This is a genomic window from Aeromonas sp. 102P (genome assembly GCF_051920345.1).
Lineage (GTDB): Bacteria > Pseudomonadota > Gammaproteobacteria > Enterobacterales > Aeromonadaceae > Aeromonas > Aeromonas veronii.
Genome location: NZ_JBQBCZ010000001.1, coordinates 910,843 through 925,000 on the forward strand (window position 1 = coordinate 910,843; position 14,158 = coordinate 925,000).

At 55.8% G+C, this 14,158-nt stretch carries 10 protein-coding genes (1 of these 10 cut by a window edge); all 10 read left to right on the plus strand.

Features of this window, described 5'->3' with window-relative positions; genetic code table 11:
* The first annotated feature begins 207 nt into the window (after positions 1-207).
* On the plus strand, positions 208-4,236 hold the full coding sequence (rpoB, locus tag ACTG1K_RS04400; protein ID WP_005339897.1) for a DNA-directed RNA polymerase subunit beta: 4,029 nt from the start codon (positions 208-210) through the stop codon (positions 4,234-4,236).
* 91 nt (positions 4,237-4,327) lie between these two features.
* Positions 4,328-8,632, plus strand: a complete 4,305-nt coding sequence (rpoC, locus tag ACTG1K_RS04405; protein WP_005339899.1) for a DNA-directed RNA polymerase subunit beta' — start codon at positions 4,328-4,330, stop codon at positions 8,630-8,632.
* A gap of 194 nt (positions 8,633-8,826) precedes the next feature.
* On the plus strand, positions 8,827-9,543 hold the full coding sequence (locus tag ACTG1K_RS04410; RefSeq protein WP_005339902.1) for a helix-turn-helix transcriptional regulator: 717 nt from the start codon (positions 8,827-8,829) through the stop codon (positions 9,541-9,543).
* A gap of 24 nt (positions 9,544-9,567) precedes the next feature.
* Positions 9,568-9,948 carry a RidA family protein gene (locus ACTG1K_RS04415; RefSeq protein ID WP_005339904.1) on the plus strand — a complete coding sequence of 127 codons (381 nt, stop codon included), beginning with the start codon at positions 9,568-9,570 and terminating at the stop codon, positions 9,946-9,948.
* Positions 9,949-10,032: 84 nt separating this feature from the next.
* The gene (tusD, locus tag ACTG1K_RS04420; protein WP_042054810.1) at positions 10,033-10,425 is read left to right on the plus strand and encodes a sulfurtransferase complex subunit TusD; all 393 of its coding nucleotides are present in this window, start codon (positions 10,033-10,035) and stop codon (positions 10,423-10,425) included.
* Positions 10,426-10,433: 8 nt separating this feature from the next.
* Positions 10,434-10,793 (plus strand): sulfurtransferase complex subunit TusC, encoded by a 360-nt coding sequence (gene tusC, locus ACTG1K_RS04425; RefSeq protein WP_005339907.1) that lies wholly within the window; start codon positions 10,434-10,436, stop codon positions 10,791-10,793.
* Positions 10,794-10,800: 7 nt separating this feature from the next.
* Positions 10,801-11,079, plus strand: a complete 279-nt coding sequence (gene tusB / locus ACTG1K_RS04430; RefSeq protein WP_047439476.1) for a sulfurtransferase complex subunit TusB — start codon at positions 10,801-10,803, stop codon at positions 11,077-11,079.
* Between the two features lie 182 nt (positions 11,080-11,261).
* Positions 11,262-11,636, plus strand: a complete 375-nt coding sequence (rpsL, locus tag ACTG1K_RS04435) for a 30S ribosomal protein S12 (protein ID WP_005306278.1) — start codon at positions 11,262-11,264, stop codon at positions 11,634-11,636.
* A gap of 93 nt (positions 11,637-11,729) precedes the next feature.
* Positions 11,730-12,200 (plus strand): 30S ribosomal protein S7, encoded by a 471-nt coding sequence (gene rpsG / locus ACTG1K_RS04440; RefSeq protein WP_005339911.1) that lies wholly within the window; start codon positions 11,730-11,732, stop codon positions 12,198-12,200.
* A gap of 75 nt (positions 12,201-12,275) precedes the next feature.
* Positions 12,276-14,158, plus strand: partial view of an elongation factor G gene (fusA, locus tag ACTG1K_RS04445; protein WP_021229318.1) — the 5' portion only. It continues 223 nt past the right edge of the window; 1,883 of the gene's 2,106 nt are visible here — the first part of the coding sequence; its start codon is at positions 12,276-12,278; its stop codon lies beyond the right edge, outside the window.

Consider the following 14,158-nt stretch of genomic DNA (forward strand, 5'->3'; position numbering starts at 1 on the left):
TAGCCTGATAAAACAGGCTAGGGCTGGTGAATTTTTGTTCACCAGCCTTTTTGCGCTGTAGACTGAGAGCATTTCACACCGTTTACGACTCTCGGTGCACCAGCAATCCGGACTGTCTTCTTTCGTCCGGGCCAACACAAAACGGTGTTGAGACAGAGCTGTCCCGCGGGACAGAGTGGGTCACTTATCAGCGAGCTGAGGAACCCTATGGTTTACTCTTATACCGAAAAAAAACGCATTCGTAAGGACTTCGGTAAGCGAGACCAGGTACTGGACACGCCTTATCTGTTGTCCATTCAGCTGGACTCCTTCAAGCAGTTCATCGAGGCTGACCCGGAAGGTGAATATGGCCTAGAGGCCGCTTTCCGTAGCGTTTTCCCGATCACCAGTTACTCCGGTAGTGCTGAGCTTCAGTATGTCAGCTATCGCCTGGGTGAGCCGGTATTTGACGTAAAAGAATGCCAGATCCGTGGAGTGACCTACTCCGCGCCGCTGCGTGTCAAGCTTCGTATGGTTCTGTACGACCGTGAAGCAGCTGCCGGCACCGTCAAAGACATCAAGGAACAAGAAGTATACATGGGCGAAATTCCGCTCATGACCGAGAACGGCACCTTTGTTATCAATGGTACCGAGCGGGTTATCGTCTCCCAGCTGCACCGCAGCCCGGGCGTCTTCTTCGACCACGATAAAGGCAAAACTCATTCATCCGGTAAGGTACTGTATAACGCTCGCGTTATCCCCTACCGTGGCTCCTGGCTGGACTTCGAGTTCGATGCGAAAGACAACCTGTTTGTCCGTATCGACCGTCGTCGCAAACTGCCAGCATCCATTATTCTGCGCGCCCTGGACTTCACCTCCGAACAAATCCTGGCCACCTTCTTCGAGACCATCGGTTTTGAAGTAAAAGATGGCAAGTTGATGATGGATCTGGTGCCGGAGCGTCTGCGTGGTGAAACTGCGACCTTTGACATCGTGGCCAATGGCGCCGTGGTGGTTGAGACCGGTCGTCGTGTGACTGCGCGTCACATCCGTCAGTTGGAAAAAGACGCCGTTACCCAAATTGAGGTACCGGTTGAGTATGTTGTTGGCAAAGTTGCTGCCAAGGACTACGCACATCCGCAAACTGGCGAGATGGTCGTGACCGCCAACCAGGCGCTGAGCCTGGAAGCGATCGCCAACCTGTCCCAAGCCGGCTTCAAGCATTTCGAGGTTCTGTTCACCAACGAACTGGATCACGGTGCTTACATGTCCGAGACCCTGCGTGTCGACTCCAGCTCCAACCGTTTGGAAGCGCTGGTCGAGATCTATCGCATGATGCGTCCGGGCGAGCCGCCTACTCGCGAAGCTGCAGAACAGCTGTTCGAAAACCTGTTCTTCTCCGCCGAGCGTTACGACCTGTCTACCGTAGGTCGGATGAAGTTCAACCGCCGTCTGGGTCGTGAAGACGAGACTGGCGCTGGTGTACTGACCAAAGACGACATCGTCGATGTGATGAAGCGCCTGATCGACATCCGTAACGGTAACGACGAAGTGGATGATATCGACCACTTGGGTAACCGTCGTATTCGTTCTGTCGGTGAAATGGCTGAAAACCAGTTCCGCGTCGGTCTGGTGCGTGTCGAGCGTGCGGTCAAGGAGCGTCTCTCCCTGGGCGACCTGGACACCCTGATGCCGCAGGATCTGATCAATGCCAAGCCGATCTCCGCCGCAGTCAAAGAGTTCTTTGGTTCCAGCCAGCTGTCCCAGTTTATGGACCAGAACAACCCGCTCTCCGAAGTGACCCACAAGCGTCGTATCTCCGCGCTGGGCCCGGGCGGTTTGACTCGTGAGCGTGCTGGCTTTGAAGTCCGAGACGTACACCCGACTCACTACGGTCGTCTGTGTCCTATCGAGACTCCTGAAGGTCCGAACATCGGTCTGATCAACTCTCTGTCCGTGTACTCTCGTACCAACGAGTACGGTTTCCTCGAGACCCCGTACCGTAAGGTCATTGACGGTGTGATCACCGACGAAGTGGACTACCTGTCTGCTATTGAAGAAGGCAAGTACGTGATCGCACAGGCTAACGCCGCGACCACCGAAGATGGCCGTCTGAAAGATGAATTGATCCCGTGCCGTCACAAAGGTGAATCCACCTTTATGAACGCCGACCAGATCCAGTATATGGACGTGAGCCCGCAGCAGATCGTATCTGTGGCAGCGGCCCTGATCCCGTTCCTGGAACACGATGACGCGAACCGCGCATTGATGGGTTCAAACATGCAACGTCAGGCTGTACCGACTCTGCGTGCTGACAAGCCGCTGGTAGGTACCGGTATGGAACGCGCTGTGGCCGTTGACTCCGGTGTAACCGTAGTAGCCAAGCGTGGCGGCGTAATCGACTATGTCGATGCCTCCCGTATCGTCCTGAAGGTCAATGAAGATGAGCTGATGCCAGGCGAAGCCGGTATCGACATCTACAACCTGACCAAATACACCCGTTCCAACCAGAACACCTGTATCAACCAGCGTCCTTGCGTGATGTTGGGTGAGCCGGTCATGGCTGGCGACGTACTGGCTGACGGCCCGTCCACCGACCTGGGTGAACTGGCGCTGGGTCAGAACATGCGCGTCGCGTTCATGCCGTGGAACGGTTACAACTTCGAAGACTCGATCCTGGTGAACGAGCGTGTTGTTCAGGAAGATCGCCTGACCACCATCCATATCCAGGAACTGGCTTGTATCTCCCGTGACACCAAGCTGGGTCCGGAAGAGATCACTGCTGACATCCCGAACGTAGGTGAAGCCGCTCTGTCCAAGCTGGACGAGTCCGGTATCGTCTACGTGGGTGCCGAAGTGAAGGGCGGCGACATTCTGGTCGGTAAGGTAACCCCGAAAGGTGAAACCCAGCTGACGCCGGAAGAGAAGCTGCTGCGCGCCATCTTCGGTGAGAAGGCGTCCGATGTGAAGGACTCCTCCCTGCGTGTACCGAACGGTGTGTACGGTACCGTGGTTGACGTGCAAGTCTTTACCCGCGATGGCGTGGAAAAAGACAAGCGCGCCAAAGAAATCGAAGAGATGCAGCTGAAGGAAGCGAAGAAGGACCTGACCGAAGAGTTCAAGATCCTGGAAGACGGCATTTTCGGCCGTTCCCGCAACCTGCTGCTGGCCGCCGGTTACAGCGAAGATCGTCTGAACAAGCTCGATCGCTCCAAGTGGTTTGAACTGGCCATCGAAGACGAAGGCAAGCAGACCGAACTGGAACAGATCGCTGAACAGCACGTTGAGCTGAAAGCCGAGTTCGACAAGAAATTCGAGAACAAGCGTCGCAAGATTATCCAGGGTGATGATCTGGCGCCGGGCGTACTGAAAATCGTCAAGGTTTATCTGGCAGTCAAGCGTCGCATCCAGCCGGGTGACAAGATGGCGGGCCGTCACGGTAACAAGGGTGTTATCTCCAAGATCTGTCCGGTCGAGGATATGCCTCATGACGAGTTCGGCCGTCCGGTCGACATCGTACTGAACCCGTTGGGCGTACCATCCCGTATGAACATCGGTCAGATCCTCGAAGTGCACCTGGGCCTTGCGGCCAAGGGTATCGGCGAGAAGATCGATCGCATGGTCAAAGAGCAGCGCGAGCTGCACGAGATGCGCAACTTCCTGCAGCAGGTCTATGACCTGGGCGAGAAGGACACCCAGCAAGTGAACATCGCCGAACTGTCTGACGACGACGTACGTACCCTGGTGGGTAACCTGCGTAAGGGTCTGCCGGTCGCTACTCCAGTGTTTGATGGTGCCAAAGAGCGCGAAATCAAAGCCCTGCTGAAGCTGGCCGATCTGCCAGAGTCCGGTCAGATTGATCTGTTCGATGGCCGTACCGGTAACCGCTTCGAGCGTAAAGTAACCGTTGGTTACATGTACATGCTGAAGCTGAACCACTTGGTCGACGACAAGATGCACGCGCGTTCTACCGGTTCTTACAGCCTGGTTACCCAGCAGCCGCTGGGTGGTAAGGCTCAGTTCGGTGGTCAGCGTTTCGGTGAGATGGAAGTGTGGGCCCTGGAGGCTTACGGTGCGGCATATACCCTGCAGGAAATGCTGACCGTCAAGTCTGACGATGTGAATGGCCGTACCAAGATGTATAAGAACATCGTGGATGGCGACCACCGTATGGAGCCGGGCATGCCCGAATCCTTCAACGTATTGCTGAAGGAAATCCGCTCTCTGGGTATCAACATCGAGCTGGACGAAGAGTAAGAGCTCGCTCTTATTGTTCGAGAATTGACGTGGGCGCCCCGCTGTTTTGGCAGCCGGGGCGCCGAGGTTAGACTCCTGACAGGGGAAACACGTGAAAGACTTACTCAAGTTTTTGAAGGCTCAGACCAAGACCGAAGAGTTTGACAGTATCAAGATCGGTCTGGCCTCTCCTGACATGATCCGCTCCTGGTCATTCGGTGAGGTCAAAAAGCCTGAGACCATCAACTACCGGACTTTCAAGCCGGAGCGTGATGGTCTGTTCTGCGCCCGTATCTTCGGACCGGTGAAGGACTACGAGTGTCTGTGCGGCAAGTACAAGCGCCTGAAACACCGTGGTGTGATCTGTGAGAAGTGCGGCGTTGAAGTGACCCAGACCAAGGTCCGTCGTGAGCGTATGGGCCACATCGAGCTGGCCAGCCCGACTGCCCACATCTGGTTCCTGAAGTCCCTGCCGTCCCGTATCGGTCTGCTGCTGGACATGACCCTGCGCGACATCGAGCGTGTGCTCTACTTCGAATCTTTCGTCGTAATCGAGCCGGGCATGACCAACCTCGAACGCAGCCAGATGCTCTCTGAAGAGCAGTACCTGGATGCGCTGGAAGAGTGGGGCGACGAATTTGACGCCAAGATGGGTGCCGAAGCAATCCTGGCATTGCTGCGCGCTATCGATCTGGAAGGTGAAGTCAAAACCATGCGTGAGGAGCTGGATCAAACCAACTCCGAGACCAAGCGCAAGAAGACCACCAAGCGTCTGAAGCTGATGGAAGCTTTCCTGCAGTCCGGCAACAAGCCGGAGTGGATGATCATGACAGTGCTGCCTGTGCTGCCGCCGGACCTGCGTCCGCTGGTACCGCTGGACGGCGGCCGTTTCGCGACTTCCGATCTGAACGATCTGTACCGTCGCGTGATCAACCGTAACAACCGCTTGAAGCGTCTGCTGGATCTGGCTGCTCCGGACATCATCGTGCGCAACGAAAAGCGTATGCTGCAAGAGTCCGTCGATGCGCTGCTGGATAACGGCCGTCGCGGTCGTGCCATCACCGGTTCCAACAAGCGCCCGCTGAAATCCCTGGCCGACATGATCAAGGGTAAACAGGGTCGTTTCCGTCAGAACTTGCTCGGTAAGCGTGTCGACTACTCCGGTCGTTCCGTTATCACCGTAGGCCCGACTCTGCGTCTGCATCAGTGCGGTCTGCCGAAGAAGATGGCTCTGGAACTGTTCAAGCCGTTCATCTATGGCAAGCTGGAAACCCGCGGTCTGGCGACCACTATCAAGGCCGCCAAGAAGATGGTGGAGCGCGAGGAAGCTGTCGTTTGGGATATCCTGGACGAAGTGATCCGCGAACACCCGGTTCTGCTGAACCGTGCACCGACTCTGCACCGTCTGGGTATCCAGGCATTCGAACCGACTCTGGTCGAAGGCAAGGCAATCCAGCTGCACCCGCTGGTTTGTGCTGCGTATAACGCGGACTTCGATGGTGACCAGATGGCGGTCCACGTACCGCTGACCCTGGAAGCCCAGCTGGAAGCGCGTGCGCTGATGATGTCTACCAACAACATCCTGTCGCCTGCCTCCGGTGAGCCGATCATCGTTCCTTCTCAGGACGTGGTCTTGGGTCTGTACTACATGACCCGTGCCCGTATCAACGCCAAAGGCGAAGGTATGGTGCTGGCCGGCCCGAAAGAAGCCGAGAAAGTTTATCGCGCCGGTCTGGCCGATCTGCATGCTCGTGTGAAAGTACGCATTACCGAATACCTGCGTCAGGAAGACGGTTCTCTGCGTGAACACACCGAGATGAAGAACACCACCGTTGGTCGTGCGATCCTGAGCCTGATCCTGCCGAAAGGTATGGAATACGCCCTGATCGACGAGCCGAAGGTGCTGACTGCTGCAGAACAGGCTGATCTGGATGCCAATCCGCAGAACTGGATCAAGTGCGTATCCAACAAGGCGCTGGGCAAAAAGCTCATCTCCCGTCTGCTGAACACCTGCTATCGCAAGCAGGGCCTGAAGGACACCGTTATCTTCGCTGACCAGCTGATGTATACCGGTTTCCACTACGCGGCCCTGTCCGGTGCTTCCGTTGGTATCGATGACATGGTCATCCCGGATGCCAAGAAAGACATCATCGCAGCAGCCGAAGCCGAAGTTGCCGAGATCCAGGACCAGTTCCTGTCAGGTCTGGTAACTGCGGGCGAGCGTTACAACAAGGTTATCGATATCTGGGCCAGCGCCAACGAGCGCGTCTCCAAGGCCATGATGGAGAACTTGTCCAAAGAGCGTAACGTCAACTCGCTGGGTGAAGAAGAAGAGCAGGCCTCGTTCAACAGCATCTTTATGATGGCCGACTCTGGTGCGCGTGGTTCCGCCGCCCAGATCCGTCAGCTGGCCGGTATGCGTGGCCTGATGGCCAAGCCGGATGGCTCCATCATCGAGACCCCGATCATCGCGAACTTCCGCGAAGGTCTGAACGTACTGCAGTACTTTATCTCTACCCACGGTGCTCGTAAGGGTCTGGCGGATACTGCACTGAAGACTGCGAACTCCGGTTACCTGACTCGTCGTCTGGTAGACGTGGCGCAGGACATGGTGATCACCGAGGACGATTGCGGCACTACCGACGGTCTGTGGATGACTCCGCTGATCGAGGGTGGCGACGTGGTCGAGCCGCTGCGTGAGCGCGTGCTGGGTCGTGTGGTGGCAGAAGATGTCATCAAGCCGGGTACCGAGGACGAGATCCTGGTCGCTCGCAACACCCTGCTCGACGAGCAGCTGTGTGACCTGCTGGAACGCAACTCCGTTGACCGTGTGAAGGTACGTTCTGCCATCACCTGTGAAACCGACTTCGGTAACTGTGCTCACTGCTACGGCCGTGATCTGGCCCGTGGTCACCTGGTTAACAAGGGTGAGGCTGTCGGTGTTATCGCCGCCCAGTCCATCGGTGAACCGGGTACCCAGCTGACGATGCGTACTTTCCACATCGGTGGTGCTGCATCTCGTGCCGCTGCTGAAAGCAGCATCCAGGTCAAGAACACCGGTACCATCAAGCTGCAGAACGCCAAGTTCGTTCACAACAGCGATGACAAACTGGTTATCACCTCACGTTCTACTGAACTGACCATCATGGACGACATGGGCCGTACCAAGGAAAGCCACAAGCTGCCTTACGGTTCCGTACTGGAAGTGAAGGACGGCCAGGCCGTGAGTGCTGGCGAGACCGTTGCCAACTGGGATCCGCACACCCACCCGATCATCACCGAAGTGGCAGGTCGCCTGCAGTTCGAACACATGATCGATGGCGTGACCATCACTCGTCAGACCGACGAGCTGACCGGTCTCTCTTCTATCGTTGTTCTGGACGTCAACGAGCGTCCGAGCGCCGGTAAAGAGATGCGTCCGACCGTTAAACTGGTCGACCTGAACGGCAAAGACGTGATGATCCCGGGTACCGATGTAGCCGCCCAGTACTTCCTGCCGGGCAAGGCGATCGTGAACCTGGAAGATGGTGCCAACGTGGGCGTGGGTGACGCGGTAGCGCGTATCCCGCAAGAGTCCGGCGGTACCAAGGACATCACCGGTGGTCTGCCGCGCGTTGCGGATCTGTTCGAAGCACGTCAACCGAAGGAACCGGCAATTCTGGCCGAGATCTCCGGTACCATCTCCTTCGGGAAAGAGACCAAGGGCAAACGCCGTCTGGTCATCACCCCGACTGATGGTGGCAACGTCTACGAAGAGATGATTCCGAAGTGGCGTAACCTGAACGTGTTCGAAGGTGAAAAAGTTGAGAAGGGTGAAGTGCTGGCGGACGGTCCTGAGTCTGCTCACGACATCCTGCGTCTGCGCGGTATCAGCCCGGTCGCCAACTACATCGCCAACGAAGTGCAGGACGTTTACCGTCTGCAAGGCGTTAAGATCAACGACAAGCACATCGAAGTCATCGTTCGTCAGATGCTGCGCAAGTGCGAGATCCTGAGCGCTGGCGATACCGATCTGATCGAAGGCGAACAGGTTGAAGTGGCTCGTGTGAAGATTGCCAACCGTAAGCTGGTTGCCGAGGGCAAGACCCCTGCGACCTACCGTCATGTACTGATGGGTATTACCAAGGCATCTCTGAGCACCGAGTCCTTCATCTCCGCGGCTTCCTTCCAGGAAACCACTCGCGTTCTGACCGAAGCCGCCGTAGGTGGCAAGCGTGATGAACTGCGTGGTCTGAAAGAGAACGTCATCGTGGGTCGTCTGATCCCGGCTGGTACTGGCTTTGCCTACCACCACAGCCGGATCAACCAGCGTGCTGCCGCAGCTCGTGCTGTTGGTACCCCGCAGGTGACCGCTGATGAAGCGGAGCAGAACCTGGCGGATCTGCTGAACGCAGCCGGTAGCTTCGACGAAGAGTAACTCGTCATCCGTGATTAAAAAGGGCTCCTTCAAGGAGCCCTTTTTGTTGGCCAACTCCTCGGCAAAGGTAGACGCAGCGCGGGTTTCAGGATGATCCAGAGCAAAGTTGTAGAGTAAAAAATCAAAAAAAGTTGACTTTACTCCCCTGCAATTTAAAACTCGGGAAAGTTGAATGGTTATTACAGGGGTAGAACATGACTGTCGGTATCGAGGAAGCCATGCTTCCCGAAGAACAGCTGATCAGCCGCACTTTTACAGATGAAGACAGGGAATTGTTGCGCTCATACGATGGGCTCATCGATGGCTTGGCCGAGCTGTTCGGCAAGCATTGTGAAGTGGTTCTCCACTCCCTGGAAAATCTGCACGAGTCGGTGATCAAGATCGCCAACGGCTTCAATACCGGACGCACCCTCGGGGCGCCCATCACCGATCTCGCCCTGCGCATGCTCAAGGACATCGAGAGCACCGGCCAGGATTACACCCAGAGCTATTTCGCTCGCAGCCGTACCGGCGCGCTGATGAAGTCGAGCACCATCGCCATTCGCAACAGCGAGCGGCAAGTTGTGGGGCTTATCTGCATCAACCTGCACATCAATGCGCCTTTCCACGAGTTCGTGGCCGAATTTTTCCCGACGCCCCAGCAGGCGGCGCGTCAGTCACCAGAGACCTTCGCCAACAGCGTGGAAGAGCTGGTTGCCCAGACGGTGGATAACACCATCGACGAGATCAATCGCGATCCCACCGTGGCCAACAATGCCAAGAATCGCTTCATCGTGACCCAGCTGTTCGAGAAGGGCATTTTCGACATCAAGGATTCGATCAATCTGGTGGCGGACAAACTCAATATTTCAAAACATACCGTTTATCTTTACATCCGACAGCGCAAGCAGGGTGAAGACGAGAACGAGTAACTCATTCCAGAAGGGGATAGATGAATGGCTAAAGAAGTGATTGCAACCGACAAGGCGCCTGCCGCGATTGGTCCGTATGTTCAGGCTACCAAGGTTGGCGAGATGATCTTCACCTCCGGGCAGATCCCGCTCGATCCTGCCACCATGGAAATCGTGGCTGGCGGCATTGAAGAGCAGGCCGAACGGGTGATGAAGAACCTGGTTGCCGTGTTGCACGCTGCCGGTGCCGATGCCAGCAAAGTGGTCAAAACCACCTGCTTCCTGAGCGACATGAACAACTTCGTTGCCTTCAACCAGGTCTATGCCCGCTACTTTGGCGATGCGGCGCCAGCCCGCTCCTGCGTGGAGGTGGCTCGTCTGCCGAAAGATGTGCTGGTCGAGGTCGAGGCGATTGCCCATCTCTGATCAACAGATTGAATCAAGCCCCTCCTGGCAGGGGCTTTTTTGTTTTTGGCGTAAAATGGACCGGGTCAGCACAGGAGTCCTGCTATGAGTCTGAGTTTTGCCATCCTGGTCACGGGGCCCGCCTATGGCACCCAATCGGCCAGCACAGCCTATCGTTTTGCCCGCACCCTGTTGGCACAGGGGCATACCTTGTCCCACCTGTTCTTCTATCAGGACGGGGTCTGCAACGGCAACGGTTTGCATCTGCCAGCATCCGATGAGACTGACCTGGTGCGTCTGTGGCGAGAGCTGGCAGCAGAGCAGGGGATCCGTATCGACGTCTGTGTCGCCGCCGCCATGCGGCGCGGTGTGCTCGATGAGCAGGAGGCCAAGGGGGCAGGGCAGGTGCACTTCAATCTGCAAGCGCCATTTTGCCTGAGCGGTCTGGGCCAGTTGGCCGAGGCGGCGCTCACCGCCGATCGGCTGGTTCAGTTCTAGGGGGAGTCATGAGCAAGAAAATCGCCTTTATCTGCAGTCGTGGCCCCCATGGCCATGCCGCTGGCCGGGAAGGGTTGGATGCCCTGCTGGCCACCTCGGCCATGACCGATGAGCTGGCCCTCTTCCTGATTGGGGACGGTGTGTTGCAACTGCTCAAGGAGCAGCAACCTGCCGCCATTTTGCAGCGCCACTACGCGCCCACTTTCAAAATGCTGGAACTCTACGATATCGAAGAGGTCTATGTCTGTGCTGACTCGCTGGCAGAGCGTGGCGTGACAGTGGATGATCTGCTGATCCCCGTCGAGAGTCTGCCGCGCCAGGAACTGGCTCGGCACTGGGCACAATGTTCGACTCACATCAGCTTTTGAGGTCTCCATGTTGCATCTGATATTGAACTCTCCCTTTCAGAGTCAGGCTCTGGCAGAGGCGCTCTCATACCTTCAGCCCGAGGATGAGCTGGTACTGATGCAGGATGCCGTGATTGCGGCATCGGCTCCCCAGTGGAGTGCGCGGCTGGCGGGTATCCCGCTTTATGTGATGCAGGAAGATCTGCAAGCTCGCGGTTTGCTGCATCGGGTGGGCAATGTGCTCGATATGGCGGGTCTGGTGGCACTGATTGCGCAAAAAGGTTCCCCGCGCACCTGGGGTGGCTGAGAAGCACATTTCCAATAAAATTCAAGGTGATGTCGTGAAATCAAACGGATCCGAACTGCCCTTTTGTGACGCAAATTGTATAAATCTTGACTCCCCAGACAACAGGGCATAAAATTTCGCGTCCCCGTATCTGCGGGGAGGATTTTCCACACGTTTATGAAGTCATTATCAGGAGCCTTTTGATGGCAACTATTAACCAGTTGGTTCGCAAGCCACGCATCAAGCTCGTTGTGAAAAGCAACGTGCCGGCGCTGGAAGCGTGCCCTCAGAAGCGTGGCGTATGCACTCGTGTATATACCACCACCCCGAAGAAGCCTAACTCTGCACTGCGTAAAGTGTGCCGTGTACGTCTGACCAACGGCTTCGAAGTCACCTCCTACATCGGCGGTGAAGGTCACAACCTGCAAGAGCACTCTGTTGTTCTGATCCGTGGCGGTCGTGTAAAAGACTTGCCAGGTGTTCGTTATCACACCGTTCGTGGTGCGTTGGACTGTGCCGGTGTTAAAGACCGTAAGCAGGCTCGCTCCAAGTATGGCGTGAAGCGTCCTAAAGCTTAATGGTTCTCCGTTAAGTAAGGCCAAACGTTAATTCGTTTCTAGTTAGATAGCTTTCTAGTTTTGGGTAATCCCTGAAGTTACGGAGAATTTGAAATGCCAAGACGTCGTGTTGTTGGTCAGCGTAAAATCCTGCCAGATCCCAAGTTCGGATCAGAGCTGCTGGCTAAATTTGTCAACGTAGTAATGGTTGACGGTAAGAAATCTGTTGCAGAAGCCATTGTTTATGGCGCCCTGGACATCATTGCCACCAAATCTGGCAAAGAGCACCTGGCCGTATTCGAAGAAGCTCTGGATAACATTCGTCCGGCGGTCGAGGTTAAATCTCGTCGCGTCGGTGGTGCAACCTATCAGGTGCCGGTAGAAGTTCGTCCGGTACGTCGCAATGCCCTGGCAATGCGCTGGTTGGTTGATGCCGCTCGTAAACGTGGTGAAAAATCAATGGCTCAGCGTCTGGCTGGCGAGCTGCTGGATGCCGCTGACAATAAGGGTTCGTCTGTCAAGAAACGTGAAGACGTTCACCGTATGGCTGAAGCGAACAAAGCCTTCGCTCACTTCCGCTGGTAATCCGCTTGCGCAGGGTCTTTTGACTCTGCGCACCTTTAATTATCTAGGGACAAGCGCCTTAGTAAGAGGATGACAATGGCTCGTACAACCCCCATTGAGCGTTATCGTAACATCGGTATCTCCGCTCACATTGACGCCGGTAAGACTACTACTACCGAGCGCGTACTGTTTTACACCGGTGTAAGTCACAAGATCGGTGAAGTTCACGATGGCGCTGCCACCATGGACTGGATGGAACAGGAACAAGAGCGTGGTATCACCATCACCTCCGCCGCGACCACCGCTTTCTGGTCCGGTATGGGTAAACAGTTCCAACCGCACCGTATCAACATCATCGATACCCCGGGCCACGTTGACTTTACTATCGAAGTAGAGCGTTCAATGCGTGTTCTGGACGGTGCCGTGATGGTGTACTGTGCCGTAGGTGGCGTACAGCCACAGTCTGAAACCGTATGGCGTCAGGCTAACAAGTACAAGGTTCCCCGTATCGCGTTCGTCAACAAGATGGACCGTACCGGTGCCAACTTCCTGCGCTGCGTTGAGCACATCAAGACCCGTCTGAAAGGTACTCCGGTTCCCCTTCAGCTGAACATCGGCTCTGAAGAGAACTTCAAGGGCGTTGTTGACCTGGTCAAGATGAAAGCCATCAACTGGAATGAAGCTGATCAGGGCGTATCCTTCGATTACGAAGACGTCCCGGCCGAGTTGCTGGAACAGGCGCAAGAAATGCGCATGAATCTGGTTGAAGCCGCTGCTGAAGCGTCTGAAGACCTGATGGAAAAATACCTGGGCGGCGAAGAGCTGACCGAGGAAGAGATCAAAGGTGCTCTGCGTCAGCGCGTGCTGAACAACGAAATCATCCTGGTAACCTGTGGCTCCGCGTTCAAGAACAAGGGCGTACAGGCAATGCTGGATGCCGTGATCGAGTACCTGCCGGCTCCGACCGACGTTGCTGCTATCGACGGCCTGAAAATGGACGGCGAGACCAAAGACGAGCGTCACGCTTCTGATGACGAGCCGTTCTCTGCTCTGGCGTTCAAGATCGCTACCGACCCGTTCGTTGGTAACCTGACCTTCTTCCGTGTCTACTCTGGCGTGATCAACTCCGGTGACACCGTGCTGAACTCCGTCAAGGACAAGCGCGAGCGTTTTGGCCGTATCGTTCAGATGCATGCCAACAAGCGTGAAGAGATCAAAGAAGTACGCGCTGGTGACATCGCTGCTGCTATCGGTCTGAAAGACGTGACCACTGGTGACACCCTGTGTGACCCGAACGCACCGATCATCCTCGAGCGTATGGAATTCCCGGAGCCGGTAATTTCTATCGCGGTTGAGCCGAAAACCAAGGCTGACCAGGAGAAGATGGGTCTGGCTCTGGGCCGTCTGGCTCAGGAAGATCCATCCTTCCGCGTATGGACTGACGAAGAGTCAGGTCAAACCATCATCGCTGGTATGGGTGAGCTGCACCTGGACATCATCGTTGACCGTATGCGTCGCGAGTTCAAGGTTGAAGCCAACGTAGGTAAGCCGCAGGTTGCCTACCGTGAAACCATCCGTACCACCGTTAAAGACATCGAAGGCAAGCATGCCAAGCAGTCTGGTGGTCGCGGTCAGTACGGTCATGTTGTTATCGACATGTACCCGCTGGAAGAAGGCAAAGCCTACGAATTCGTCAACGACATCAAAGGTGGTGTCATTCCTGGTGAATTCATCCCGGGTGTTGATAAAGGTATCCGTGAGCAGCTCAAATCTGGTCCGCTGGCTGGTTACCCGGTTATGGATCTGGGTGTGCGTCTGCACTTCGGTTCTTACCACGATGTCGACTCTTCCGAACTTGCGTTCAAAATCGCTGCTTCCATGGCCTTTAAGGCTGGCTTCATGAAAGCCAACCCGGTTCTGCTCGAACCGATCATGAAAGTAGAAGTTGAAACTCCGGAAGATTACATGGGCGACGTTAT

Excerpts from the sequence above, each read along its gene's own strand:
- rpoB (WP_005339897.1), top strand. The coding sequence starts at position 208 with ATGGTTTACTCTTATACCGAAAAAAAACGCATTCGTAAGGACTTCGGT.
- ACTG1K_RS04410 (WP_005339902.1), top strand. The coding sequence starts at position 8,827 with ATGACTGTCGGTATCGAGGAAGCCATGCTTCCCGAAGAACAGCTGATC.
- ACTG1K_RS04415 (WP_005339904.1), top strand. The coding sequence starts at position 9,568 with ATGGCTAAAGAAGTGATTGCAACCGACAAGGCGCCTGCCGCGATTGGT.
- tusD (WP_042054810.1), top strand. The coding sequence starts at position 10,033 with ATGAGTCTGAGTTTTGCCATCCTGGTCACGGGGCCCGCCTATGGCACC.
- tusC (WP_005339907.1), top strand. The coding sequence starts at position 10,434 with ATGAGCAAGAAAATCGCCTTTATCTGCAGTCGTGGCCCCCATGGCCAT.
- tusB (WP_047439476.1), top strand. The coding sequence starts at position 10,801 with ATGTTGCATCTGATATTGAACTCTCCCTTTCAGAGTCAGGCTCTGGCA.
- rpsL (WP_005306278.1), top strand. The coding sequence starts at position 11,262 with ATGGCAACTATTAACCAGTTGGTTCGCAAGCCACGCATCAAGCTCGTT.
- rpsG (WP_005339911.1), top strand. The coding sequence starts at position 11,730 with ATGCCAAGACGTCGTGTTGTTGGTCAGCGTAAAATCCTGCCAGATCCC.